Source organism: Kocuria rhizosphaericola, assembly GCF_044462205.1.
Taxonomy (GTDB): Bacteria; Actinomycetota; Actinomycetes; order Actinomycetales; family Micrococcaceae; genus Kocuria; species Kocuria rhizosphaericola.
Map to the genome: position 1 here is coordinate 25,850 of NZ_JBISWK010000034.1, position 24,522 is coordinate 50,371.

Sequence of the window (24,522 nt, forward strand, 5' to 3'; positions counted from 1 at the left end):
GGTCCGTGCCCGGGGGCCGATCCGTCGTCCATATGTCCTTGCAGGAATATACGGGGGCGTGGCGGGAGCCTCAGGGTGCGGAGTCCTCCGGGCGGGCGCTGCCGGCGGAGATGGTGCACTGTGTCCCTCCACAGTGGCGGACCCGCCCGCGCGCGGGCAAGGCGCTTTCGTGCGGACCTGCAACTTCGCACACCGCACAGGCCCGGGCGGGGCCCGTGCGGGGTGGTGGCGGGCGGCGCGGGGAGGCTTTTCGTGCCGGGAAGCGGGCACCAGGAGGCGAGCAGGGGAGGGCGGGGCTGGAAGAATGGGGGAGCACGCATCGGTCGAGGGAAGGTCCGTTCCGCCATGCACATCGACGTTGTTCCGGGTCCGGGCGCACCGGGCCGCCTGCCGGGGGCGGAGCACGAGCTCCAGGGACTCCTCGCCGAGCTCGCCCTGCGCGGCGTCGACGCACGGCCCGTCGACCCGGCGGCCGGTCCGGCGCTCGCGGCACCCGTGTCGGACCGCCCGGAGCCCGGAAGCCCCCTCCCCGAACGGCGTCCCGAGGCGGAGGCGCTCCTGCTGGTCGGCCTCGGGACGGGCGCGCCCGTGGACGACGCGCAGCTGGACCACTGGCTCGAACGGTCGCGGGCCGCAGCAGGTGCCGGCCGGCCCGTCGTCGTCAGCGGTCTGGCCCTCGGGGCCGGCGCCGTTCCGGAGCGGGCCGTGCGCCGGCTGCTCGCCCTCGCCTCCCTCGTGGGCCTGCGGGACGAGACGTCCCTGGCGGTGGCCCGCCGGCTGTGCCCCGAGCACCCCGGTCTGCGCGTCGGCCGGCAGGACGCGCTCCTCCTCCCGGGGCCCGTCGCCCCGGCGTGGCCGCCGGAGCAGGGCGGGCCGGCCGAGCAGCCGCCGGGGCAGGGCGGGCCGGCCGAGCAGCCGCCGGGGCAGGGCGGACCGGCGGCGCCGCGGATCGTCGCCGCGGTGGGGCGGCCGGACGGCCCCTTCCCGCCCGAGGAGGTCGCTCCGGTGCTCGCCGCCGTGCTGGATGCCCTGGTGCACCGGACGGGAGGGATGGTCTCGCTCGTGGCCTGCGGCGGCACCTCGGCCGACGACGAGTTCGCGGCGGACGTGGCCGCGCTGCTGCCGGACGACGTCCGGCGTGTCCTGCCGGACGACGAGGAGGGTCCGGCCGCGCTCCGGGCCGACTGGGTCGTGACCACGTGTCCCCGCGGGGCGGCCCTCGGGATGGCGGCGCGAGCCGTCGTGCTTCCCGTGGCACCGGACAAATATTCCTTGGAGGGCATGAACAGCGTCCTGAGCGGCTGGGGCCTGGGCGGCGGTGTCGTGCCCCTGGCGGCGCTGCTCACCCCGGGGGACGTGGCATGGGACACCCGGGCGGCCGTCCAGCAGTGGGCCGCGGAGGCGGTGGAGCGTCGCGGGGCCGTGCGTGCCGCGCTGGCGGACGCCGAGCCGGCGGTCCGGGAAGCGGCGGACCGGTGGTGGGACGACGTGGCCGGGGCCCTCCGCGGCCGGCAGCCACCCTGCGCCCCGGAGGAGGTGGTTGCGCCGCGCGGAGTCGGCGCGCCCGTGGTCCGCGCCCTCCGCCGCCGGTACACCGTTCCCGAGGTGCCGCCCGAGCGTCCCACCGTCGCGGTCGTGCTGCGGTACCGCGACGGCCCAGCACGTCTGCGCCGTGCGGTCGACGACCTCCTGGTGCAGACGTTCGCCGACTGGCGGCTGGTCGTCGTGAACGACGGCGGCGATCCTGCCGAGGTGGACCAGGCCCTGGCGCCACAGCAGGGCGGGCTCGCGGGGCGCGTGACGGTCCTGGGCCACCGCAGAGCCCTCGGCCCCGCGGCCGCCACCAACCGAGGGGTGCGGGCCGCGGACTCGGAGCTCGTCGTCCGGCACGACGGGAACGAGGACTGGCCCCCCACGCTCCTGCAGCGCGCCGTGGCCCATCTCGAGGACCCGCTCGTGACCGACGACGGGGTCGTGGTGCGGACCGAGGACGGGCCCCGCGGCGGCGAGGAGCTCCCGTCCGGCCGGCCGGGGCGGGGCCTCGTCCGAGCGGGCCGGGAGGCGCTCACCCTCACCGACGTGCTGGACGGCGACCGCACCGCGGCCGACTCGCCGTTCCTGTACCGGCGGGCGGTGCACGGGGTGCTCGGCGACTACGACGAGACCCTGGGCGCCGCAGCGGACTGGGAGTTCACGCTCCGCTTCCTCGAGACCTTCTCCGTGGGCATGCTCCCTGCGCGCCCGCCCGCGGCCCGGGAGCGGGCGGAGGGGGGGCTCGGCCGCACGGGACGAGCTGGCGGTGCGCGACCGCCGGCTGCGGCAGTGGAGTGCGGAGAACGGGATCGGTCTGCCGCTGTACCTGCGCCGGGCGGCCACCCAGGAGGCCGCCGCCCTGCACGGTCGGCTGGACGCCGCCGAGGAGCTCGCGCACGAGCTCCTGGAGGTGGTCCGCGCCCAGTCCCGCCAGCTCGACCGGCTGGAACGGGTCGTGGCGGAGCGGGGCTTCACCGCCTTCTGGCGGCGAGTGTGGCGTTCCGTGCGCGGGGGACGAGCGGCCCGGCCCGACACGACCGGTCGGCAGGGTGCTTCCCATTTTTCGTCATGATGTGACAAGCTTCACCATCAGGTGCCGGGCCGGGACGGGCGCGGTCCGTTCGGGACGCACGTTTCGCGCAGTGTCCGCAGCAGATGAGGAGTCGGGGCATGGGATGGCTTGATCGACAGCACTCGGTGGCACCACCGGGATTCAACCGCTGGCTCATACCGCCGGCAGCCCTGGCGGTCCACCTGTGCATCGGGCAGGCCTACGCCACCAGCGTGTACAAGAACGCGCTGGTCGCGCACTTCGACGCGAGCCTCACCCAGATCGGCATCATCTTCTCCATCGCGATCGTCATGCTGGGTCTGTCCGCCGCCGTCTTCGGCACGTGGGTGGACACCGGCGGTCCGCGCAGGGCGATGTTCACCGCGGCGCTGCTGTGGTCCGGCGGGTTCCTGGTCGGCGCGCTGGGGATCTTCTCCGAGCAGCTCTGGCTCGTCTACCTCGGATACGGGTTCATCGGCGGCATCGGTCTGGGCATCGGCTACATCTCGCCCGTCTCCACGCTGATCAAGTGGTTCCCCGACCGTCCCGGTCTCGCCACGGGCATGGCGATCATGGGCTTCGGCGGCGGCGCGCTGATCGCCAGCCCCCTCTCGGCGGCCCTGCTCAACTTCTACGACCCCGATTCCGGCACGCCCGGCTGGGTGGCGAGCGGGGACGCCGTCGGCAAGCTGTTCCTGACCCTGGCGGTCGTCTACCTCGCCTACATGCTCTTCGGTGCGTTCACCATCAAGGTCCCCGCCGCGGACTGGAAGCCCGAGGGCTTCGACCCGTCGAAGGTCAAGTCGAAGACCCTCGTCACCAAGAACCACGTCTCGGCGCGCAACTCCGTCCGCACCCGGCAGTTCTGGCTGGTGTGGATCGTGCTGTTCTGCAACGTGACGGCCGGCATCGGCATCCTCGAGCAGGCTGCTCCGATGATCCAGGACTTCTTCCGCCAGGCGGACGGCACCTCCCTCGTGACGGTGGCCGTGGCCGGCGGCTTCGTGGGCCTGCTGTCCATCGGCAACATGGGCGGGCGCTTCGTGTGGTCCACCACCTCGGACATCCTGGGCCGCAAGCGCATCTATATGGTCTACCTCGGCGTCGGGGCGGTCCTCTACACCGTGCTGGCGCTGTTCGGCTCGACCTCCACGCTGCTGTTCGTGCTGCTGGCCTTCGTGATCATCTCGTTCTACGGCGGCGGCTTCGCCACGGTGCCGGCCTATCTGCGGGACCTCTTCGGGACCTACCAGGTGGGGGCCATCCACGGCCGCCTGCTCACTGCCTGGTCCGCCGCGGGCATCGCCGGCCCCCTCATTGTCAACGCCTTCCTCGACGCCCAGGGCACCCCCGGGGAGCTCACGGCGCAGGCGTACCAGCCGGCGCTGCTGACCATGGTCGGCCTGCTGGTCGTCGGCTTCATCGCCAACCTCCTGGTGAAGCCGGTGGACGCCAAGTACCACGAGCCCGCACCGTCCGACACCACGGCCCTCGCGAAGGAGTCATGACATGAGCCAAGCACGACTGGCACTGGGCTGGATCCTCGTCGGGGTCCCGCTCGCCTACGGAGTGACAGCGACCCTCATCCGGGTGGGCGCGTTGTTCTACTGAGCCACCGGTCGCCGCCGGGCGCGACCCGCGGCCGAGCGGCGGACGGCTTCGAAGACCGCCGCGGAGACGGCGTTCGGGACCCGGCAGGGCCGGAGCAGCACCGGGACCAGCCCCAGCACCCAGGCCTGCGCCCAGCGCAGCGCCCCGGAGCCCCTGCGGCCCCGCAGCAGGTGGTGGCCCACGACCGCTGTTGACCCCGCACGGGAGACGTCCGACCATGGACCCGTGGACCCGTGCCACGACGGGCTCCAACGAGACCTCGGGGGGTCCCATGGACGTCGGACGCAGCCTGCCGCGCAACCTGTTCGCCGCCGTGCGGATGGCCGGGCACGTCCTCACCGGTCCGCTGCTGCGGCGGCGCCGGATGTCCTGGGGAGCCGTGCCCGAGGAGGTGTCCTCGGCCTGGCCCGGCGACGAGCTGCTCCCCGACCCGTCCTGGACCGCCACCCACGCCGTGACCGTCGAGGCTCCGCCGGAGCGGATCTGGCCGTGGCTGGCCCAGCTCGGCCAGGGCAGGGGGGGCCTCTACAGCTTCGAGCGCCTCGAGAACCTCATCGGCTGCCGGATGCGCAACACCGACCGGATCCTGCCCGAGCACCAGGACCTCTCGGCCGTCCCCGAGATCCGTCTCGCCCCGCAGGCGGCCCTGGCCGTGGCGCGCGTCGAGCCGGGCCGGGACCTCGTGCTGGCCGCGTCTGCTGGCCCTCCGGCGGCCGACCGGCGCGTCACGGGCGGCCTGTGGTCCTTCCACCTGCGGCCGGCCCCGGAGGGAGGCACCCGGCTGGTCGAGCGGCTGAGCTTCTCGGCCGGGCCCAGCCGGCAGGAGCGGCTGTTCACCTCCCCGGCCCTGATCGAGCCGGTCAGTTTCGTGATGAGCCAGGAGATGCTCCGCAACCTGAAGCGGCTGGCCGAACGCCGGGCCGGACCCGTGCCCGATCGGCGCCAGCCCGACCGGGCCGGAAGCAGCTGCGCCGGCGCCAGGCGAAGGGGGCGCTCCGCCCGCGAGTACGACGAGACCGCTGCGGCGCTGCGGCGGCCGGACCCGGACGCCGCGCAGGACCGTGAGCTGATCCGGCTGGCGACGCTGGCCGCCTCGAGCCACAACACCCAGCCGTGGACGTTCACGGTGGCACCGGACTCGATCACCCTCCGCCCCGACCGCTCGCGTCGCTGTCCCGTGGTCGACCCCGACGACGCCCACCTGTACAAGAGCCTGGGCTGTGCGGCCGAGAACCTCGTCCACGCCGCCGCCGCGCAGGGCCGCGCGGCCGAGGTCGCCCTGGCCACGGACGAGCGAGTCGTCGTGGCCCTCGACGCACCGGGGACCGCCACGGCAACTCCGCTGTCGGCGGCCATCGAGACCCGGCAGTGCACCCGCGGCGCCTACGCCGGCCGCCCCGTCGACCGGGAGGACCTGGTGGTGCTCGAGCGGGCCGGGGGCCTGGGGCGGGTGCGATGCCTCCTGCTCACCGAGCCCAGGGACCTCGCAGCCGTCGCCGAGCACGTGGCCTCCGGCGACCTCGCGCAGCTGAACGACGCGGCATTCCGCCGGGAACTCGTGTCCTGGATCCGCTTCAACCCCGCCGCCGCCCTGCGCAGCAGGGACGGGCTCGCCGGCCGCGCGACCGGCCGGCCTCCCGTGCCGAGCCGGATGGGCACGCTGCTGGCGCGGTTCCTCCTCCGGGCCGGTGCCCAGGCGCGGGCCGACGCCGAGCAGCTGAAGGGCTCCGCGGGTGTCGCGGTCTTCGTCACGGCGGACGACGACCGGGCCGCATGGGTCGAGGCGGGACGGGCCTGCCAGCGGTTCGCCCTGCAGGCCGAAGCGCTCGACATCCGCACGGCCTTCGTCAACCAGCCGATCGAGGTCCCGGAGCTGCGACCCCGGTTCGAGACGTGGCTGGGCCTCGCCGGGGAGCACGGCCAGCTCGCCGTGCGCTTCGGCCACGGCCCCAGACTGCCCTACAGCCTGCGCAGACCGATCGAGGACGTGCTCGCGGACCCGCCGGGCTCTCGCGCCACCCGGGGCACCGCGGTACGCCCCTGACCGTCACCGGGTCGCGGAAGACCCAGGTGTCCGCGCAGCGTGGACGCGGTGTACCGGGTGCGGAAGAGCCCCCGGCGCTGGAGCACGGGGACCACGTGGTCCACGAAGTCGTCGAGGGAGTCCGGCAGCCTGGGCGGCATGAGGTTGAACCCGTCGGCCGCCCCCGAGCGGAACCACAGCTCCATCCGGTCCGCGACGGCCTCCGGGGTGCCGACCACGGTGCAGTGCCCGCCTCCGGCGGCCAGCCGGCCCAGCAGCTGCCGCACCGTGGGGCGTTCGACCGCCACGATCCGCAGGATCGTGGCGTACCGGCCTTGGGGCCCGGTGAAGGCCTCGAGCGGGGCCAGCTCCGGGACCGGGGCGTCCAGCTCCCAGCCGCTGCAGTCCTGCTGGACGAAGGCGGACAGCTGGGCCAGGGACTGCTCCACGGGCAGCAGGGCGTCGACCTCGGCCTGCTTGGCCCGGGCCTCCTCCTCCGTGGAGCCCACGTAGGCGACCAGGCCGGGCATGACGGCCACGGACCCCGGGTCCCGCCCGGCCGCGGCGACGCGCCGCTTCAGGTCCGTGGTGTGCTCCCGGGCGCTCTCCAGGTCGTAGGCCACGGCGTAGATGCCCTCCGCGTGGCGGGCGGCCAGGTCCCGACCCGGCCCGGAGGCGCCCGCCTGGAAGAGGACCGGGCGCCCCTGGGGCGGGCGCGGCACGGTCAGCGGCCCGTCCACGCGGAAGTGCTCGCCCGCGTGGTCGATCCGGCGCACCCGGTCCGGGTCGGCGTGCAGACCGCGCCGGTCGCCGACCACGGCGTCGTCGGCCCAGGAGTCCCACAGCCGCAGGGTCACGTCGACGAACTCCGCCGCCCGCGCGTAGCGCTGCGCGTGCGGCGGCATCCCGGGCAGGCCGTGGTTGCGCGCCTCGGCGTCGAACATGGAGGTGACCACGTTCCAGCCGGCCCGGCCGCGGCTGATGTGGTCCAGCGAGGCCAGCAGGCGGGCGGCGTGGAAGGGCGTCCAGAAGGTCGTCGACACGGTGCTGATGAGCCCGATCCGCTCCGTGGCGCGGGCCATGGCGGACAGGGCCGTCAGCGGTTCGAGGAACCACCGGGGCCCGACCCCCACGTCGCCGGCGCTGTGCCCGTCGGCGAGGAACACGGCGTCGAAGAGGCCGCGCTCGGCGGTGCGGGCGAGATCCTCCCAGTGGGCGATGTCCCCGAGCCGCTCCACGGAGGAGTCCGGGTGCCGCCAGGCGGCCTGGTGGTGGCCCGCGCCGAAGAGGAAGGCGTTGAGGTGCAGCTGTCGCGGCGCGGTCGCGGCGGCCCCCATCAGTCGAGGACCAGTCCGCCGTCGACCACCAGATTCTGTCCGGTGACCGAGCGGGCCCACGGCGAGGCGAAGAACAGGAGGGCGTCGGCGAACTCGGCCGGGGTGGTGACGCGACCCAGCGGGGTGCCCGCCGCGATCTGGTCGAAGACCTCCTCGGGCGTGGCGGCGCTCGCGTCGGTGGTGCGCAGCAGTCCGCCCGAGGCCATGTTGACCGTGACGCCGTGCGGCCCGAGGTCCTTGGCCAGGGTGCGGGTCAGCGACAGGAGCGCGGCCTTGGCGGCCGTGTAGTCGTGGTAGGGCACCACGGGGTTCTGGAAGAGGTTCGTGCCGATGTTCACGATCCGGCCGAAGCCCCGTTCCCGCATGCCCGGGAGCGCCTGCTGGGTGGTGTTGAGCGCCCCGCGGACGCTGCCGGAGAACTGGGCGTCGAACTCCTCCCAGCGGATGCCCTCCGCCGAGGAGCGGGCGTCACCGTTGAAGGAGAAGTCGGCCAGCGCGTTGTTCACCACCGTGGTGACGGGGGAGCCGAAGTGCTCCCGGGCCGCGCGCAGCAGGTCCGCCACCTGCCCGGGGTCGGTCACGTCGGCGCGCAGGGCCACGGCCCGGTCGGGACCGTACCGGTCCACGAGCTCCTCCGCGGCCGCCCCGCTGGTCCGGTGGTTGACCACGACCCGCGCGCCCTGGGCCGCGAAGGCCTCGACGACGCTGCGGCCGAGACCGCGTGCCCCGCCGGTGACGAGGACGACCTGTTCTGCGATCTGCATGGGACTCCCTGGGGTCAGGGCGAGGAGACGCGGGGCCGGCCACGGCGGGCCCCGACAGGACATCCCTTCGCCAGTACGAACTGGATCAGGTTCGACGGGTGTCATCTCAGCCGGCTCGTCGTGCGGCGCCGGCACCCCGTGTCACTGCGGACGAGTATAGGCACGCCGTCCCGGGATCCGCCCGGTCCTCCGCGGGCGGCAGCTCAGACCGGACGGCGGCGGTCACCGGGGGCGTCGTCGTCGGGAGGCTGCGCCCCGTGCCCGAGGAAACCGCGCAGCAGCGCGGCCGTGCCCTCGAGGTGCGCGAGGGAGGCGGCCCGGGCGGCGGGGGCGTCCCCGGCCAGGACGGCGTCCGTGAGCTCGCGGTGCTGGCGGTCGGAGTGCTCGAGGTTGACCGGCAGCAGAGGGATCCGGTCCAGCAGGTCGCTGGCCCGCGAGCGCACCTCCGCGACGGCGCGGACCAGGCTGGGGCAGCCGCCCAGCTCGGCGACCGCGATGTGGAAGCGCGCGTCGGCGGGACGGTAGTCCTCCGGGGAGCTCTCCTCGACCTGCCGGAGGCACGCGAGCAGGTGCTCCCGGGCCGCCGCGCTGAGGGACGCCGCCGCGGCCAGCTCCGCCGCGGCGGGCTCGACGACGGCGCGGAACACCAGCACGTCCTCGACGTCCGCGGGATCCACGGGAGGGAGGGTCTCGTCCGGCAGGGCGGTGCGGCCGGTCACGAAGGTCCCGCCGTACCGGCCGCGCACCACCTCCAGGACCCCTGCGGCCTGGAGCTCGTGCAGGGCCTCCCGCAGCGTGGCGCGGGAGATCCCGAGCATCGCCGCGGTCTCCCGCTCGGGCGGGAGCCGCTCGCCCTTGCGGAACAGGCCGAGCCGGATCGAGTCGAGGATCCGCTCCACGGCCTCCTCGAAGGCGTTGCCCTGGCGCACCGGGCGGATGCGGGGGTGCTGGACGGGATCGCTCACGGCGGCGCTCCTCCCTGCGGTACGACGTGCGCCCATCGTGTCACGGGCCCCCGGGGCCGACGCCGCGTCGTGTCCCCGGGACCGACTCCGCGGGAACGGCGCCCGCTGTGCCGGGCGGCGTCACGAGCAGGAGCGGGGGGCCGCCCGGCCCGGGCAGCCCCCCGCTCCATCCAGCGGGAACGGCCGCCGAGCTCCTAGTGGGTGAGATCGATGGCGACCACGCCCACCGCGATGATCAGCGCGACGGAGACGAGGAAGCCCGCCGCGATGGCGATGAACGCCCAGGAGCGGGCGGAGCCGGAGTTCTGGGAGCCGGGGCGGTCGGGAGCAGATGCGCTGGTCTTGTTCATGCCCACCATTCTGCGACATCCGCAGGGCCGTCTCCACCGGGCCGGGGCCCCACGCGCCGCTCGACGCTCGTCCGGCCCTGCGACGCAGGGTCTTGACGGGGCGGAGAGCAGCCCACAGACTGTGACCACTCGCGCCATATGTCTGTTTTCAGACCTTTGTGGAACCCGGAGGGATCGTCCCATGCCCGACTCCCCATCACAGCCCGACCGCACCGACGAGTACTTCCAGCACCGCCAGCTCCGCTCCGGGGCTGCCGGCTGGGTGCTGCTCGCGGGCCTGGGCATCGCCTACGTCATCTCCGGGGACTTCTCCGGCTGGAACATCGGGCTCTCCGAGGGCGGGTGGGGCGGGCTGCTCATCGCCTTCGTGCTCATGGGCCTCATGTACACCTGCATGGTCTTCGGCCTCGCCGAGCTCTCCTCCACCCTGCCCACGGCGGGGGCCGGCTACGGCTTCGCCCGGCGTGCCCTCGGCCCCCTCGGTGGTTTCGCCACCGGGATGGCCGTGCTCATCGAGTACGCCGTGGCCCCCGCGGCGATCGCCACGTTCATCGGCGGCTACATCGAGGCGCTGGGCCTGTTCGGGATCACCAACTCCTGGCCCGTGTACCTCGTGACCTACCTCGTGTTCATGGGCATCCACATGTACGGGGTCGGCGAGGCCCTCAAGCTGATGTTCGGGATCACGGTGATCGCGGTGTTCGCGCTGGGGGTGACCGTCGTCGCGCTCGTGCCGCACTTCGACGCCGCCAACCTCTTCGACATCGTCCCGAACGACGCCGTGGGGGCGAGCGCGTTCCTGCCCATGGGGTACGCGGGGGCGATGGCGGCCCTGGTGTACGGGATCTGGTTCTTCCTGGCGATCGAGGGCGTGCCGCTGGCCGCCGAGGAGACCGCCGACCCGCGCCGCGACATGCCGCGCGGGATCATCGTGGCCATGGCCTTCCTGCTGGTCTCCGGCGCGCTGATGCTCGTCCTCGTCCCCGGAGCCGCGGGCTCGGAGGCCATGAGCACCTCGGACAACCCGTTGCCGGAGGCCATCCGCACGGTCGCCGGGGCGGACAGCGTCATGGCCGGCATCGTGAACTACGCGGGTCTGGCCGGTCTGGTCGCGAGCTTCTTCTCCATCATGTTCGCCTACTCCCGGCAGCTGTTCGCCCTCTCCCGGGCCGGGTACCTGCCCCGCTGGCTCTCGCTGACCGGCAAGCGCAGGACCCCGTGGGTCGCCCTCATCGTGCCGGGCACCGTCGGCTTCGTGCTGGCTGCCGCGACCGGCGACGGCGGACTGCTCATCAACATCGCGGTCTTCGGCGCCACCGTCTCCTACGTGCTGCTGAACCTCTCCCACATCGTGCTCCGGCTTCGGGAGCCCGACCTCCCGCGCGGCTACCGCACCCCGGGCGGCGTGGTCACCACCGGCATCGCCCTGGTGCTGGCGCTCGTGGCCGTGGTCGCGACGTTCCTGGTCGACGTGCTCGCCGCGTCCATCACCGCCCTCGTGTTCGTCGTCTTCCTCGCCTACTACTGGTTCTACAGCCGCCACCGCCTCGTGGGCCACGCCCCCGAGGAGGAGTTCGCGCAGATCCGCACCGCCGAGGCGGACCTGCACTGACCCCCAGCCCCGCCCGCCACCCACCCCAGAGACCTCAGCGCACCCACCGACCTCAGCGACGAAGGACCGGACCCATGACCGAGACTCCCCAGCACCCCCGCAACGACCGGATGCTCACCGTCGATCAGCTGCGGCAGCACGTCGCCGACGGGCTCGTGGACACCGTGGTCCTGGCCTTCACCGACATGCAGGGCCGTCTGCAGGGCAAGCTCAACCACGCGCAGTTCTTCCTGGACTCGGTGCTCGACGAGGGCGCCGAGGGGTGCAACTACCTGCTGGCCGTGGACACGGAGATGAACACCGTGGGCGGCTACTCGATCAGCAGCTGGTCCTCCGGCTACGGGGACATGGAGTTCGCCATGGACCTCGACACGATCCGGCTGATGCCGCACAACCCCGGCCAGGTCCTGATCCAGTGCGACCTCACCGGCCACGGCGGTCAGCCCATCCCGATGTCGCCGCGGTCCATGCTGCGCCGCCAGCTCGACCGGGCCCGGGACATGGGCTTCCAGATGGTCACCGGCACCGAGCTGGAGTTCTGCGTCTACAACACGAGCTACGAGGAGGCCTGGGACGGCGGCTACCGGAACCTGGTCCCGGCCAACCAGTACAACGTGGACTACTCCGTGCTGGGCTCCCAGCGGGTCGAGCCGCTGCTGCGGGAGATCCGCAACGCGATGTACGCGGCCGGGCTGACCGTGGAGTCCGCGAAGGGCGAGTGCAACCTCGGACAGCACGAGATCGCGTTCCGCTACGACGAGGGCATGGTCACCGCGGACAACCACGTGGTCTACAAGCTCGCGTCCAAGCAGATCGCCCACCAGCAGGGGAAGTCCATCACCTTCATGGCCAAGCCCAACGAGCGCGAGGGCAGCTCCTGCCACATCCACATGTCCCTGCGCGGGACCGACGGCGAGCTCGTCTTCTGGGACCGCGAGCGGGACGCCCGGTCCCGCACCTACGAGCACTTCATCGCCGGGGTGCTGCGGACCATGCGCGAGTTCACGCTGTTCTACGCCCCCACCATCAACTCCTACAAGCGCTTCGTCGAGGGCAGCTTCGCCCCCACCTCGGTGGCCTGGGGCGTGGACAACCGCTCGTGCGCCGTCCGCCTCGTGGGCAGCGGCCGCTCCGCGCGGATGGAGAACCGGCTCCCCGGCGGCGACGTCAACCCCTACCTGGCGCTGGCCGCGATGCTGGCCTCCGGGCTGCACGGCATCGAGCAGGAGCTCGAGCTCGAGCCGATGACCGAGGGCAACGCCTACGAGTCCGACGCCCCCGTGGTGCCCTCGACCATGCGCGAGGCCCGGGACCTGCTGGCCGGCTCGGAGCTGGCGCGGGACCTGTTCGGCGAGGACGTCGTGGAGCACTACGTCCACTACGCCGACGTGGAGCTGGCGGCCTTCGAGGCTGCCGTCACCGACTGGGAGCTGCGCCGTGGCTTCGAACGACTCTGAGCCGGCCGGCACCGGGTACCGGCCGCGGATCGCCCTGACCACCTACTACCAGGAGGGGTCCTGGGGGGTCTGGAACTCCTTCGCGGCGATCGTCCCGGGCGCCTACGTGGAGGCCGTCGCCGCGGCCGGCGGCACGCCCCTGCTGCTGCCCCCGGTGGGCACGGACCCGGGGGTGCTCGAGCTCGTGGACGGTCTGATCGTGATCGGCGGCGTGGACGTGGACCCGCGGTTCTACGGCGCCGAGCGGCACGAGGCGACCTCCTCGCAGCCCGCCCGCGACGAGCACGACCTCGCCCTGACCCGGGCGGCGCTCGATCTCGAGGTGCCCCTGTTCGCCATCTGCCGCGGCGCGCAGATCCTCAACGTGGCGCTCGGCGGCACGCTGATCCAGCACCTGCCGGACGTCAACGAGAACGCCGCGCGCTACCAGCCCGGGCCGGGCCGGTACGGGGAGGTCGAGTTCGCCACCGAGCCGGGCAGCCGCTGCCGCGAGCTGCTGGGCGAGACGGCGTGGTCCCCGTGCTACCACCACCAGGCCCTGGAGACGGTGGCCGAGGGCCTCGTCGTGACCGCCCGCGCCGAGGACGGGACGGTCGAGGCCGTCGAGACCGTCGAGGGCGGCTGGACGCTCGGCGTGCAGTTCCACCCCGAGGAGAACCGGAAGGACGCCCGCCTGTTCGAGGGGTTCGTCCGCGTGGCGCACGGCTACGCGCGCGACCGCACCCGGCAGGACCGCCCCCGCAGGACCGGCGGGGCAGAGCCCGCACCGCAGCGAGAGGACACCCGCATCCCATGACCACCACGCAGATCATCGACCCCGCCACGGAGGAGGTCGTCGGCACCGTCGAGCTCACGTCCCTCGAGCAGACGGACGCGGCCGTGGACCGGGCCCGGCGCACCTTCGAGACCTGGCGCGCCGTCGACCCCGCCGACCGGGCCCGGCTGCTGCGCCGCTTCGCCGACGCGGTGGACGCCGACCTGGAGCGCCTCGCGGCCCTGGAGGTCCGCAACGCGGGGCACACCATCGGCAACGCCCGCTGGGAGGCGGGCAACGTCCGGGACGTGCTGACCTACTACTCCGGCGCTCCTGAGCGGCTCTCCGGGCGGCAGATCCCCACTCCGGGCGGGGTCAACATCACCTTCCACGAGCCGCTGGGCGTGGTGGGCGTGATCGTGCCCTGGAACTTCCCCATGCCGATCGCCGCGTGGGGCTTCGCCCCGGCGCTGGCCGCCGGCAACACGGTGGTGCTCAAACCGGCCGAGCTCACTCCTCTCACCGCGATCCGGCTCGGGGAGCTCGCCCTCGAGGCGGGACTGCCCGAGGGCGTCCTCACGGTGCTGCCCGGCAAGGGCTCGGTCGTAGGGGAGCGCTTCGTGACCCACCCCGCCGTCCGCAAGGTCGTGTTCACCGGCTCCACCGAGGTGGGCCGGCGGATCATGGCCGGGTGCGCGGAGCAGGTCAAGCGCGTGACCCTGGAGCTCGGCGGCAAGAACTCCAACATCGTCTTCGCGGACGCGGACCTCGAGCGCGCCGCCGCCTCCACCCCCGCCGGCGCCCTCGACAACGCGGGCCAGGACTGCTGCGCCCGCTCCCGCGTGCTCGTCCAGCGCTCCGTGCTGGACCGATTCCTGGAGCTGCTGGAGCCCGCCGTGCGGGACTTCGCGTGCGGGGACCCGTGGCGCGAGGACACGCAGATGGGCCCCTTGGTCTCCGCCGCGCACCGGGACTCCGTGGCCTCCTTCCTCGACGACGACGCCCCGGTCGCCTTCCGCGGCACCGCTCCCGAGGGTCCCGGCTGGTGGTTCCCGCCGACCGTGCTCACCCCGTCCCCGGACTCCAGGGCGTTCCGGGAGGAGATCTTCGGCCCCGTGCTGGCGGTGGTGCCCTTCGAGGACGAGGCGGACGCCGTCCGGATCGCCAACGACACCGAGTACGGGCTCTCCGGGTCGATCTGGACCCGGGACGTGGGGCGGGCGCTGCGGGTGTCCCGCGCCGTCGACGCCGGGAACCTCTCCGTCAACTCGCACGCCTCCGTGCGCTACTGGACGCCGTTCGGCGGCTTCAAGCAGTCCGGCTTCGGCCGGGAGCTCGGCCCGGACGCCCCGCAGGCGTTCACCGAGACCAAGAACGTGTTCCTCGCCACCGACTGAGGCCCCCGCGCACGACCACTCGTCCCGTCCCGGGGCACCCCCACCACCGAAGGAGAACCCATGGAGGTCAACGCCCGCCGCCTGGCCGGCCGCAGCGCAGTCATCACGGGAGGGGCCAGCGGCATCGGTCTCGCCGCGGCCCGCCGCCTCGCCGCCGAGGGCGCGCACGTCGTCGTCGCGGACCTGAACCCCGCGGCGGGGGAGGCCGCCGCCGAGGAGGTCGGGGGGCTGTTCGTGCGCACCGACGTGGCGGACGAGGCCGCCGTGATCGCGCTCTACGCGGCGACGCACGAGGCCTACGGATCCGTGGACATCGCCTTCAACAACGCCGGCATCAACCCCACCGACGACGGTTCGATCCTGGACACCGGCATCGACGCGTGGCGGAGGGTCCAGGAGGTCAACCTCACCAGCGTCTTCCACTGCTGCAAGCACGCGATCCCGTACATGCGCGAGCAGGGGAAGGGCTCGATCGTCAACACCGCGTCCTTCGTGGCCGTCATGGGCGCGGCGACCTCCCAGATCTCCTACAGCGCCTCGAAGGGCGGCGTGCTGTCGATGAGCCGGGAGCTGGGCGTGCAGTTCGCCCGGGAGGGGATCCGGGTCAACGCGCTGTGCCCCGGTCCGGTCAACACGCCGCTGCTGCAGGAGCTGTTCGCCGCGGACCCGGAGCAGGCCCAGCGCCGGCTCGTGCACGTGCCGGCCGGGCGGTTCGCGGAGCCGGAGGAGATCGCCGCGGCGGTCGCGTTCCTGGCCAGCGACGACGCCTCGTTCGTCAACGCCGCCACGTTCCTGGTGGACGGGGGGATCTCCGGGGCCTACGTCACCCCGGTGTGACCCCGCCGCCGCCGAGTGAGCCCTGGGGAGCCCGGCCGGCCGACGCCGTGGCGTGGTCAGCCGGGCTCCCCAGGGTCACTGGGGGTTCCCGGACGTCGGCCGGCCTCCTGTGGCCTGCCGGGGTCAGCGGGCGGCCGCGACCATGTCCTCCCGCAGCGCCGCCACGAACCCGTCCACGTCCTCCTCGGCGGTGTCCCACGAGCACATCAGGCGGACCTCCCCGGTGGCCGGGTCCCACACGTAGAACGGCCAGCGCTCCTGCAGGCGGGCGGTGGTCCCGGCCGGGAGCACCGCGAAGACCGCGTTGGCCTCGGGGGTCTGCGTCACCCGGGCGCCGGGGACCTCCGCGATCCCGGCCGCGAGGCGCCGGGCCATGGCGTTGGCCCGGCGGGCCGCCTCGAGCCACAGGTCGCCCGTGTGCAGGGCCAGCAGCTGCGCGGACACGAAGCGCATCTTCGAGGCCAGCTGGGTCGAGAGCTTGCGCACGAACCGGGGCTGCCGCACGGCGTCCGGGGCGAGCACCACGACGGCCTCCGCGCCCATCAGACCGTTCTTGGTGCCGCCCCACGAGACCACGTCCACGCCGGCGTCCGTGGTCAGGGCCCGCAGCGGGACGTCGAGGGCCGCGGCGGCGTTGGCCAGCCGGGCGCCGTCCAGGTGGACCGTCAGGCCCAGTCCGTGCGCGTGCTCGCAGACCGCGCGCAGCTCCTCGGGCGTGTAGACGGTGCCGAGCTCCGTGGACTGGGTGACGGTGACGACGCGCGGCTGGGCGTGGTGCTCGAAGCCGAAGCCGTGCGCCTCCCGGTCGATCAGCTCCGGGGTCAGCTTCCCGTCCGGCGTGGGCACGGCCAGCATCTTCACGCCCGCGACCTTCTCGGGGGCCCCGCACTCGTCCACGTGCGCGTGGGCGGTGGCCGTGCAGATCGCCGCGTCCCAGCGGTCGGTCATCGCCGCGAGCGCCACGACGTTCGCGCCCGTGCCGTTGAACAGGGGATAGCAGGCGGCCTGCTCCCCGAAGTGCCGGCGGGCCACGTCCTGCAGCGCCTCGGTGTAGGGGTCCGCGCCGTAGGCGCCCACGTGGCCGCCGTTGGCGGTCGCGAGGGCCTGGAGCACCTCGGGGTGGACGCCCGCGTGGTTGTCGCTGGCGAAGCCCTTCCGGGCGGGGTCGTGCAGGCGGGACAGGACGGAGTCGGTCACGGGTGGCCCTTCCGGTGGGTCGGCGTGGTGCCGGGCGGCACTCGCACTCTACTCGCGCCCCGTCCCGGACCGCCCGGCACGGGCCCTCGGTAGGGTCGGGGCATGCGCATCGTCCAGGCCGCCGCGGCGGTGGTCGTCCGGGAGGACGGCCGGCTGCTGCTGGTCCGCCGGGGCCGGGAGCCCCAGCGCGGGCGCTGGAGCGTGCCCGGCGGCAAGGTGGAGCCCGGTGAGACGGCGGCGCAGGCGGCGGTCCGCGAGACGTTCGAGGAGACCGGGGCCCGGGTGCGCGCGGAGCGGGAGCTCGGGACGGTCCGCATCCCGGGCGGCGCGGAGCTCGTGTACGAGGTGCACGACGTCGCCGCGACCTACCTCGGCGGGACGCTGCGCCCCGGCGACGACGCCGACGCCGTGCGCTGGGTCGCCCCGGAGGAGCTGCCGGGGCTGGAGACCACCGACGGCCTGCTGGAGCACCTCGCACGGTTCGGGGTCCGCCCGGCCTGAACCCGCCGGACCGCCCGGGCCGGATCCCGGGGGACCGTGCCCCGCCCGGCGTCTCGTCCCGGTCCGGAGCGCGTGCTTGGATGGGGTCATGGCACAGACGCGGGGTTTCTACGTCGACACCGTGGAGCGCACGACCACGGCGGACCGGGACGCGGTGTGGGCGGTCCTCGAGGGCATCGGCGGCGAGCGCGGCTGGTACAGCACCGACCGCGTCTGGGCCGCCCGCGCCACGGCCAACCGCCTGGGCCTCCCGCCCGGGCGGTTGCGCCACCGCGAGGACCCGGACCACCTCTCGGCCGGGGAGCGCCTGGACTGGTGGACGGTCGAGGCCCTCGAGCCGCCGCGGCGGCTGAGGCTGCGCTCCCTCGTGCGGATGCCGGGGGACGCCTGGCTGGACATCTGCCTGGAACCGGGGCCGGACGGGTCCCTCGTCTACCGCCAGACCACGGTCTTCCGCCCGGCGGGCGCGGCGGGCCGCGCCTACTGGTACGCCATGCTCGCCCCCCACAAGGCCGTCCTGGGGCGGCTCGCCACGGACGTCCTGCGGCAGGCGGGCGGATAGCGCTCCTCGTCGTCCGAGTCCGGGACCGCACAGGCCGCGGACGACGAAGACCCGGGAGCGCCGGGCTCTTCCGCCCCGGCCGCTCCGGCCGTAGCGTGGACTCACCGGCCACCGTGACGCCCGGTGGACGCGGCCGGTGGCCGGGGGAGTGCCTCGGCACCGCTGCCGGGCGGAGCCTTCAGGAGAGTGCCGCCATGACCGCCGACGCCCCGTCCGTCCCCGACTCCCGCGCCCTGGCCGACGAGGCCGTCGCCCTGGTCCGCGAGTGGCTCGTCCGCGCCGCCGAGGGCCGCCGGCACCGCGACCGCGCGGCCGACCGGCTCGCCACCGTGCTCCAGGACCCCCACGGGCTGGAGTTCACGGTCGGTTTCGTGGACCGGGTGGTGCGCACCGAGGACGTGCGGGCCGCCGGGCGCGCCCTGGACGCGCTCGCCGAGATCGTGCCCCGCACCATGCCCGCGGCGGACCGCGCCCAGATCCGGGTCGGGGCCGCCCTCTCGGCCAGGGCGCCCCAGGTGGTCGTCCCCGCGGCCCGCGCGAGGCTCCGCCAGCTCGTGGGGCACATGATCGTCGACGCCCGCCCCAAGGCCTTCGGGCAGGCCGTGAAGAGGCTGACGGCCGAGGGCCACCGCCTCAACATCAACCTGCTGGGCGAGGAGGTCCTCGGCGAGGAGGAGGCGGACAAGCACCTCGCCGACGCCGCCGCGCTGCTGGACCGGGACGACGTCGACTACGTGTCCGTCAAGGTCTCCTCCGTGGTCCCGCAGCTGTCCCACTGGGGGTTCGAGGGGACCGTGTCGAAGGTCGTCGAGCGGCTGCTGCCCGTCTACCGCGCCGCCGCCGAGGCCCCGGCCGGGAGCAAGTTCATCAACCTCGACATGGAGGTCTACTCCGACCTGCACCTGACCACCGAGGTGTTCACCCGCCTCCTGGAGCACCCCGAGCTGCGGGGGCTCGAGGCGGGGATCGTGGTCCAGGGCTACCTGCCGGACGCGCTCGCGGTGGTCCGGCGGCTCTCGGTGTGGTCCGCCCAGCGGGTCGAGGCCGGGGGCGCGGGGATCAAGGTCCGGCTCGTGAAGGGTGCGAACCTGCCCATGGAGCGCGTGGACTCGGAGCTGCACGGGTGGCCCCTGGCCACGTGGAGCAGCAAGCAGGAGACCGACACCAACTACAAGCGGGTCCTCGACTGGCTGTTCGTGCCCGGGCGGATGACGGGGCTGCGGCTCGGGGTGGCCGGGCACAACCTCTTCGACATCGCCTTCGCCCACCTGCTCGCCGAGCGCCGCGGCGTGACGGACCGGATCGAGTTCGAGATGCTCCAGGGCATGGCGGTCGAGCAGGCGCGGGCCGTGAGCGCCGACGTCGGACAGCTGCTGCTCTACGTGCCCGCCGTGCGCCCGGCCGAGTTCGACGTGGCCGTGTCCTACCTCGTGCGCCGGCTCGAGGAGAACGCCTCGCACGAGAACTTCATGTCGGGGATCTTCGAGCTGGCCCCGGACAACGAGGTCTTCGCGCGGGAGGAGCAGCGCTTCCGCGCCGCCCTCGAGGCGCTGGACCCGCAGGAGGACGGCGCCCCGGCCCCCGCCCGCGCCCAGGACCGCACGACCCCCGACGCCGGGTCCGCGCACCTGCCGCTGGAGGAGCCCTTCCGCAACGAGCCGGACACCGACGTCTCCGTCCCCGCGAACCAGGCGTGGGCGGACCAGATCGCGGCCCGGATCGGGGACCGGCAGTGGTACGAGACCCTGCCCGTGCCCGACCCCGTCGACGCGGAGGACGTCGAGCGGCTCGTGCGCACGGGGCGGACCGCCGCCGAGGAGTGGCACGCCCGCGGCGCCCGCGAGCGCGCGGAGATCCTCAACCGCGCGGCCGACGTCCTGGCCGCCCGCCGGGGGCACCTGCTGGCGGTGGCCGGCGCGGAGGCGGGCAAGACCCTGGGGCAGTCGGACCCGGAGGTCTCGGAGGCCATCGACTTCTGCCGCTGGTACGCCCGCCGCGCCCTCGAGCTCGAGACCGTGGACGGCGCCCGGTTCGTCCCCGACCGGCTCGTGCTGGTCACCCCGCCGTGGAACTTCCCGCTGGCGATCCCCACCGGCTCCACGGTCGCGGCCCTGGCCGCCGGCGCCGCCGTGCTGCACAAGCCCGCCCCCGAGGTGCGGCGCTGCTCGACCGCCGTGGTCGAGGCGCTGTGGGAGGCCGGCGTCCCGCGGGACGTGCTCCAGCTCGTCGACTCCGTCGAGGGGGAGGTGGGGCAGGCCCTCGTCTCCCACCCCGGGGTGGACCGCATCGTGCTCACCGGCGCCTACGAGACGGCCCGGCTCTTCCAGTCCTGGCGGTCGGGACGGGCGATGACCGCGGAGACCTCGGGCAAGAACGCCCTGGTCGTCACCCCCAGCGCGGACCGGGACCGGGCCGTGTGGGACCTCGTGACGAGCGCGTTCGGCCACGCCGGGCAGAAGTGCTCGGCGGCCTCCCTCGGCATCCTGGTGGGCAGCGTGGCGGAGTCCGAGCGGTTCCGCCGGCAGCTGCTCGACGCGGCGTCCTCGATGGTCGTGGACTGGCCGCAGAACCTGCAGGCGTCGGTGGGCCCGGTGATCTCCGAGCCCGGCGACAAGCTGCACCGCGCCCTGACCCGCCTCGACCCGGGGGAGCAGTGGCTGCTCGAGCCGCGGCAGCTCGACGACACCGGGCGGCTGTGGCGGCCCGGGATCAAGACGGGGGTGGCCCCGGGCTCCTTCTTCCACCGCACCGAGTGCTTCGGCCCCGTCCTGGGGCTGATGGAGGCCCCGAACCTGCAGGAGGCGCTCGCGCTGCAGAACGCGGTCGAGTACGGGCTGACCGCCGGGCTGCACTCCCTGGACCCGGAGGAGATCAGCACGTGGGTGGAGCTCGTCGAGGCGGGCAACCTCTACGTCAACCGCGGCATCACCGGGGCGATCGTCCAGCGCCAGCCCTTCGGCGGATGGAAGAAGTCCTCGGTGGGGCTGGGCGCCAAGGCCGGCGGGCCGAACTACCTGGCCCAGCTCGGCTCGTGGCAGAAGGCACCCTTCCAGGAGGTCCCGTCCGAAGGGGGTCCGTCCGAAGGGGGTCCGTCCGAGGAGGCCGGCGTCGAGCTCTCCGAGGGCGTCGCCCACCACCTGGACGAGCTCCGGCCCCTCGTGCCCGAGGCGGACGCCGCCTGGCTGACGACCTGCGCCGAGCAGGACCAGGCGTGGTGGGACCAGGAGTTCGGCCGGGCCCACGACCCCACCGGCCTGGCGTGCGAGGCGAACCTGTTCCGCTACCGCCCCCGCGACGTCGTCGTGCGCGCGTCCGAGGACGCCCCGCTCACGGACGTGATCCGGGTGGGGCTCGCCGCGGTGCGCTCCGGTGCGCGCGCCGTCCTCGCCCCCGCGGACGAGGTCCCCGCGGAGGTGCGGGAGCTGTTCCGGTCCGTGCTGGACCCCTGCGGGGACGAGGCCTTCGCCCGGGTCGCGGCGGACTGGACCGCCCCGAGCGGAGCCGGGCGGATCCGGGTGGTGGGCACCGCCCCCGGCCTCGCCGAGGCGCTCGCGGAGCGGCCCGAGATCGCGCTGCTCGCGGACCCGGTGGTCGGTGCCTCCCGCGTGGAGATGCTCCCGCTGCTCGCGGAGCAGGCCGTCTCGATCACGATGCACCGCTTCGGCAACCCCTCGACGGACGCCGAGACGGTGGTGCACCGGCTGATCGCGTCCTCGCCGAGGCTGGGCACGCCGGTGCCACCGGCCGAAATGTAGGCGTCGCCCCTGGGGGGGGCGGCGCGCCGGTGCCAGCATGAGCCCATGCGCGCATCCCTGAGGTACCTCGCACTGGGTCTGGCCGGAGCGCTCGGCGTCTCCGGCACCGTTCTCGGCGGCTCCGCGGCCGTCGCGCACGACGATCGGGGGCACGGTGGCCAGGACGCACCCGTCACCGCCGAGCTGCCCAAGGTCCCCACCATGACCGGCGGCGGCGGTGCGGTCTCCTCGGTGGACCCCCTCGCGAGCCAGGTCGGCATCGACGTGCTCGAGCGGGGCGGCACCGCCGCGGACGCCGCCGTGGCCGCGGCCGCGACCCTGGGCGTCACCGAGCCGTACTCCGCGGGCATCGGCGGCGGCGGGTTCTTCGTCCACCACAGCGCGGAGACCGGCCAGATCCGCACGATCGACGGGCGCGAGACCGCGCCGGCCACGTTCACGGAGGACGAGTTCCTGGGCGAGGACGGCGAGCCCCTCGACTTCGCCACCGTGGTCAGCTCCGGGAAGTCCGTGGGCGTGCCCGGCACCCTGGCCACGTGGGAGACCGCGGCCGAGGAGTTCGGCACCATGGACCTGCACGACCTGCTGCGGCCCGCGGAGCGGATCGCCGCCCGCGGGTTCGTGGTGGACGAGAACTTCCAGGAGCAGACGGCCCAGAACGCCGAGCGCTTCGGGATGTTCCCCGAGACCGCGGAGCTGTTCCTGCCCGACGGCGAGGCGCCCGAGGTCGGGACCGTGTTCCGCAACCCCGATCTCGCCCGCACCTACCACTCGATCCGGCACGAGGGCACCGGCGCCTTCTACGAGGGGGCGACCGCCCGGGCGGTGGTCGACGCGAGCCGTGCGCCGACGACCGCCGAGGGCGTGGAGGTGCTCGCCGGGGAGCTGACCCTCGCGGACCTGGCGTCCTACGAGGCCCTGCTCAAGGAGCCGACCCGCACCGAGTACCGCGGCCTGGACGTCTACGGCATGGGCCTGCCCAGCTCCGGCGGCATCACGGTGGCCGAGACCCTGAACCTCCTCGAGGCCTACGACGAGCGCACCGGGACCGGCCTCGCCGAGGTCTCCGACGCCCAGTACCTGCACCGCTTCTCGGAGGCGAGCGCCACGGCCTTCGCGGACCGCAACCGGTGGATCGGGGACGTCGAGGGCGTGCCCGTGGAGGAGCTCACGAGCCAGGAGTTCGCCGACGAGCGCGCCTGCCTCTTCGACCCCGGGCAGGCCCAGGAGCGCCCGGTCCCGTTCGGGGAGCCCGACGGGGAGTACGCCGAGTGCGGGGTGCCCGGGGCCCGTCAGCCGGAGCCCGTCGGAGGCGTCTCGACGACCCACCTGAACGTGGCCGACCGGTGGGGCAACGTGGTCTCCTACACCCTCACCATCGAGCAGACCGGCGGCTCCGGGATCACGGTCCCGGACCACGGGTTCCTGCTCAACAACGAGCTGACCGACTTCAGCTTCGCACCCGCCACCGAGGGGGTGGCGGATCCGAACCTGCCGGGTCCGGGCAAGCGGCCCCGCTCGTCGATGAGCCCCACGATCGTGCTGAAGGACGGGGAGCCGTGGATGTCGGTGGGCACGCCCGGCGGCGCCACGATCATCACCACGGTGGCGCAGATCCTCACCGGCCACGTGGACCGGGACCTCGCCCTCGTCGACGCCGTGGCCGCGCCCCGGCTGAGCTCCCGCAACGGGGTCGAGCGCACCGACCTGGGTCTCTCCGGATCGGCCACGGGCCAGGAGCTGACCGAGCTCGGGCACGAGTTCGAGGACGTGCGCTGGATCGGCAACGCCTCGGCCATCCGGCTCCTCGACGGCGACCGGTTCGAGGCGGCGGCGGAGACCGAACGCGGCTACGGCGGCTCCGCGATGGTGGTGCACCCCGAGCCGTGACCCCGCCCCACCGGTGGGGCCCCGGGCCCCGTCCCTCCCGGACGGGGCCCGGGGCCTCACCGGGCACGTCCTACGCTGGGTCCAGACCGCGCGTCCCGCGCTGCCCCGTCCGACCCAGGAGCCGCACCGTGTTCAGCCACCCGCCCACCGACCGCCCCGGACCGTCCGAGCCCGTCGTTCCGGGGGATCCCGCCCTGGACGAGCGGTGGCGGGCGGCGACGGCCGGGTGGCGCCCGTCCTCGATCCGCCCGTCCACGATCCGCTCGGGCGACCCCGACCGGACCCGGGCCTGGGTGCGCCACGCCTGGGAGGGCCTCGACGGCCCGGCCGCCGGACCGGAGGACGACGACGCGGTCGGCCGGCGGGTGCGCGACCTCATGACCGTCGCCGCGCTGTTCGTCCTCCAGGAGCGCTTCCTGGCCGTCGCCGCCGGCGAGCCGGTCCCCTCCGAGGCCCCCGACCCCCGCCGGGACGGCGCGCCCCTGGGCGAGGACGAGGTCCTGGCGGTCGTGCGGCAGACGTGGGAGATCGACCCGGCGGAGGAGGGGACGGAGGGGTTCGCGGCGGAGCTCGCCGGATTCCTGCAGGACCACCTGGACGAGCTCGCCGAGGAGGTCCGCGAGCGGCTGGTGGACCGGCGCGGCCCCACCCAGGTGTTCGCCGAGCTGTGGAGCCTCGAGCACGTGGACGAGCTCGAGCCCGCCGCCGAGCAGGACGGGGCGCCGCCGTTCCCGCTCTCCACGGACGACATCGCCTGGATCGTCAGCGGCGTCCCCGGCCCCGAGAAGCACACGGCCTGGGAGTGGCTCACCCGCTGAGCCCGGACCGCCCGTCCGCAGCGGCCGCGGGAGCGCGGCCGAGGAAGTGCGGTCACGGGCGCGCGGCGGTGACGCGGCCCCGGGGCCCCGGAATAAGGGCGCCCGGCC

20 protein-coding genes and 1 riboswitch are annotated in these 24,522 nt (G+C 74.3%); of the genes, 14 read left to right on the forward strand and 6 right to left on the reverse strand.

Annotated elements, in window-relative coordinates; translation table 11 throughout:
• Positions 1-345: 345 nt before the first annotated feature.
• The 3 genes from ACH9D2_RS03410 to ACH9D2_RS19490 all read left to right on the forward strand — a co-directional run bounded on the left by ACH9D2_RS03410 (position 346) and on the right by ACH9D2_RS19490 (position 4,195).
• Positions 346-2,610 carry a glycosyltransferase gene (locus tag ACH9D2_RS03410; RefSeq protein WP_396361348.1) on the forward strand — a complete coding sequence of 755 codons (2,265 nt, stop codon included), beginning with the start codon at positions 346-348 and terminating at the stop codon, positions 2,608-2,610.
• 93 nt (positions 2,611-2,703) lie between these two features.
• A complete protein-coding gene (locus ACH9D2_RS03415) occupies positions 2,704-4,092 on the forward strand; it encodes an OFA family MFS transporter (RefSeq protein WP_396361349.1) in 1,389 nt (462 codons plus the stop codon).
• 1 nt (position 4,093) lies between these two features.
• Positions 4,094-4,195, forward strand: coding sequence for an MFS transporter small subunit (locus ACH9D2_RS19490; protein WP_441005561.1), 102 nt, complete (start codon positions 4,094-4,096; stop codon positions 4,193-4,195).
• Here ACH9D2_RS19490 and ACH9D2_RS03420 read toward each other — a convergent pair.
• Positions 4,189-4,377, reverse strand: a complete 189-nt coding sequence (locus ACH9D2_RS03420; protein ID WP_396361350.1) for a hypothetical protein — start codon at positions 4,375-4,377, stop codon at positions 4,189-4,191. The two genes, ACH9D2_RS19490 and ACH9D2_RS03420, sit on opposite strands and share 7 nt — an antisense overlap.
• A 35-nt stretch (positions 4,378-4,412) precedes the next feature.
• Between ACH9D2_RS03420 and ACH9D2_RS03425 the strand changes: the two genes are divergently transcribed.
• Positions 4,413-6,239 (forward strand): Acg family FMN-binding oxidoreductase, encoded by a 1,827-nt coding sequence (locus tag ACH9D2_RS03425; protein ID WP_396361351.1) that lies wholly within the window; start codon positions 4,413-4,415, stop codon positions 6,237-6,239.
• Here ACH9D2_RS03425 and ACH9D2_RS03430 read toward each other — a convergent pair.
• The 4 genes from ACH9D2_RS03430 to ACH9D2_RS03445 all read right to left on the reverse strand — a co-directional run bounded on the left by ACH9D2_RS03430 (position 6,155) and on the right by ACH9D2_RS03445 (position 9,634).
• Positions 6,155-7,555, reverse strand: coding sequence for an LLM class flavin-dependent oxidoreductase (locus ACH9D2_RS03430; protein ID WP_396361352.1), 1,401 nt, complete (start codon positions 7,553-7,555; stop codon positions 6,155-6,157). The genes ACH9D2_RS03425 and ACH9D2_RS03430 overlap by 85 nt on opposite strands.
• Positions 7,555-8,319, reverse strand: coding sequence for a 3-oxoacyl-ACP reductase (locus ACH9D2_RS03435; protein ID WP_396361353.1), 765 nt, complete (start codon positions 8,317-8,319; stop codon positions 7,555-7,557). The genes ACH9D2_RS03430 and ACH9D2_RS03435 overlap by 1 nt, the downstream gene beginning before the upstream one ends.
• A gap of 45 nt (positions 8,320-8,364) precedes the next feature.
• A riboswitch (TPP riboswitch) is annotated at positions 8,365-8,468 on the reverse strand.
• A gap of 54 nt (positions 8,469-8,522) precedes the next feature.
• Entirely contained in the window at positions 8,523-9,284 is a 762-nt protein-coding gene (locus ACH9D2_RS03440; RefSeq protein ID WP_396361354.1) for a FadR/GntR family transcriptional regulator, read from the reverse strand.
• A 194-nt stretch (positions 9,285-9,478) separates the two neighbouring features.
• Positions 9,479-9,634, reverse strand: coding sequence for a hypothetical protein (locus ACH9D2_RS03445; RefSeq protein ID WP_396361355.1), 156 nt, complete (start codon positions 9,632-9,634; stop codon positions 9,479-9,481).
• Between the two features lie 181 nt (positions 9,635-9,815).
• Between ACH9D2_RS03445 and eat the strand changes: the two genes are divergently transcribed.
• The 5 genes from eat to ACH9D2_RS03470 all read left to right on the forward strand — a co-directional run bounded on the left by eat (position 9,816) and on the right by ACH9D2_RS03470 (position 15,691).
• Positions 9,816-11,246, forward strand: a complete 1,431-nt coding sequence (gene eat / locus ACH9D2_RS03450) for an ethanolamine permease (protein WP_396361356.1) — start codon at positions 9,816-9,818, stop codon at positions 11,244-11,246.
• 74 nt (positions 11,247-11,320) lie between these two features.
• On the forward strand, positions 11,321-12,703 hold the full coding sequence (locus tag ACH9D2_RS03455; protein WP_396361357.1) for a glutamine synthetase family protein: 1,383 nt from the start codon (positions 11,321-11,323) through the stop codon (positions 12,701-12,703).
• Positions 12,684-13,499: a gamma-glutamyl-gamma-aminobutyrate hydrolase family protein gene (locus ACH9D2_RS03460; RefSeq protein ID WP_396361358.1), complete on the forward strand. Its 816-nt coding sequence runs from the start codon at positions 12,684-12,686 to the stop codon at positions 13,497-13,499. Before ACH9D2_RS03455 ends, ACH9D2_RS03460 begins: the two co-directional genes overlap by 20 nt.
• Complete coding sequence (locus tag ACH9D2_RS03465) at positions 13,496-14,854, forward strand: aldehyde dehydrogenase family protein (protein ID WP_396361359.1); 1,359 nt, start codon at positions 13,496-13,498, stop codon at positions 14,852-14,854. Before ACH9D2_RS03460 ends, ACH9D2_RS03465 begins: the two co-directional genes overlap by 4 nt.
• Positions 14,855-14,914: 60 nt before the next feature.
• Complete coding sequence (locus tag ACH9D2_RS03470) at positions 14,915-15,691, forward strand: 3-oxoacyl-ACP reductase (protein ID WP_396361360.1); 777 nt, start codon at positions 14,915-14,917, stop codon at positions 15,689-15,691.
• Between the two features lie 123 nt (positions 15,692-15,814).
• Here ACH9D2_RS03470 and ACH9D2_RS03475 read toward each other — a convergent pair whose 3' ends face one another.
• Entirely contained in the window at positions 15,815-16,888 is a 1,074-nt protein-coding gene (locus tag ACH9D2_RS03475; RefSeq protein ID WP_396361361.1) for a threonine aldolase family protein, read from the reverse strand.
• Positions 16,889-16,990: 102 nt separating this feature from the next.
• Between ACH9D2_RS03475 and ACH9D2_RS03480 the strand changes: the two genes are divergently transcribed.
• The 5 genes from ACH9D2_RS03480 to ACH9D2_RS03500 all read left to right on the forward strand — a co-directional run bounded on the left by ACH9D2_RS03480 (position 16,991) and on the right by ACH9D2_RS03500 (position 24,414).
• Positions 16,991-17,389, forward strand: coding sequence for an NUDIX hydrolase (locus ACH9D2_RS03480; protein WP_396361362.1), 399 nt, complete (start codon positions 16,991-16,993; stop codon positions 17,387-17,389).
• An 88-nt stretch (positions 17,390-17,477) separates the two neighbouring features.
• A complete protein-coding gene (locus tag ACH9D2_RS03485; RefSeq protein WP_396361363.1) occupies positions 17,478-17,951 on the forward strand; it encodes a DUF2867 domain-containing protein in 474 nt (157 codons plus the stop codon).
• A gap of 194 nt (positions 17,952-18,145) precedes the next feature.
• Positions 18,146-21,706: a proline dehydrogenase family protein gene (locus ACH9D2_RS03490; protein ID WP_396361365.1), complete on the forward strand. Its 3,561-nt coding sequence runs from the start codon at positions 18,146-18,148 to the stop codon at positions 21,704-21,706.
• Between the two features lie 45 nt (positions 21,707-21,751).
• Positions 21,752-23,596 (forward strand): gamma-glutamyltransferase, encoded by a 1,845-nt coding sequence (gene ggt / locus ACH9D2_RS03495; protein WP_396361366.1) that lies wholly within the window; start codon positions 21,752-21,754, stop codon positions 23,594-23,596.
• 128 nt (positions 23,597-23,724) lie between these two features.
• Positions 23,725-24,414 carry a hypothetical protein gene (locus ACH9D2_RS03500; protein ID WP_396361367.1) on the forward strand — a complete coding sequence of 230 codons (690 nt, stop codon included), beginning with the start codon at positions 23,725-23,727 and terminating at the stop codon, positions 24,412-24,414.
• The last annotated feature ends 108 nt before the right edge of the window (positions 24,415-24,522 follow it).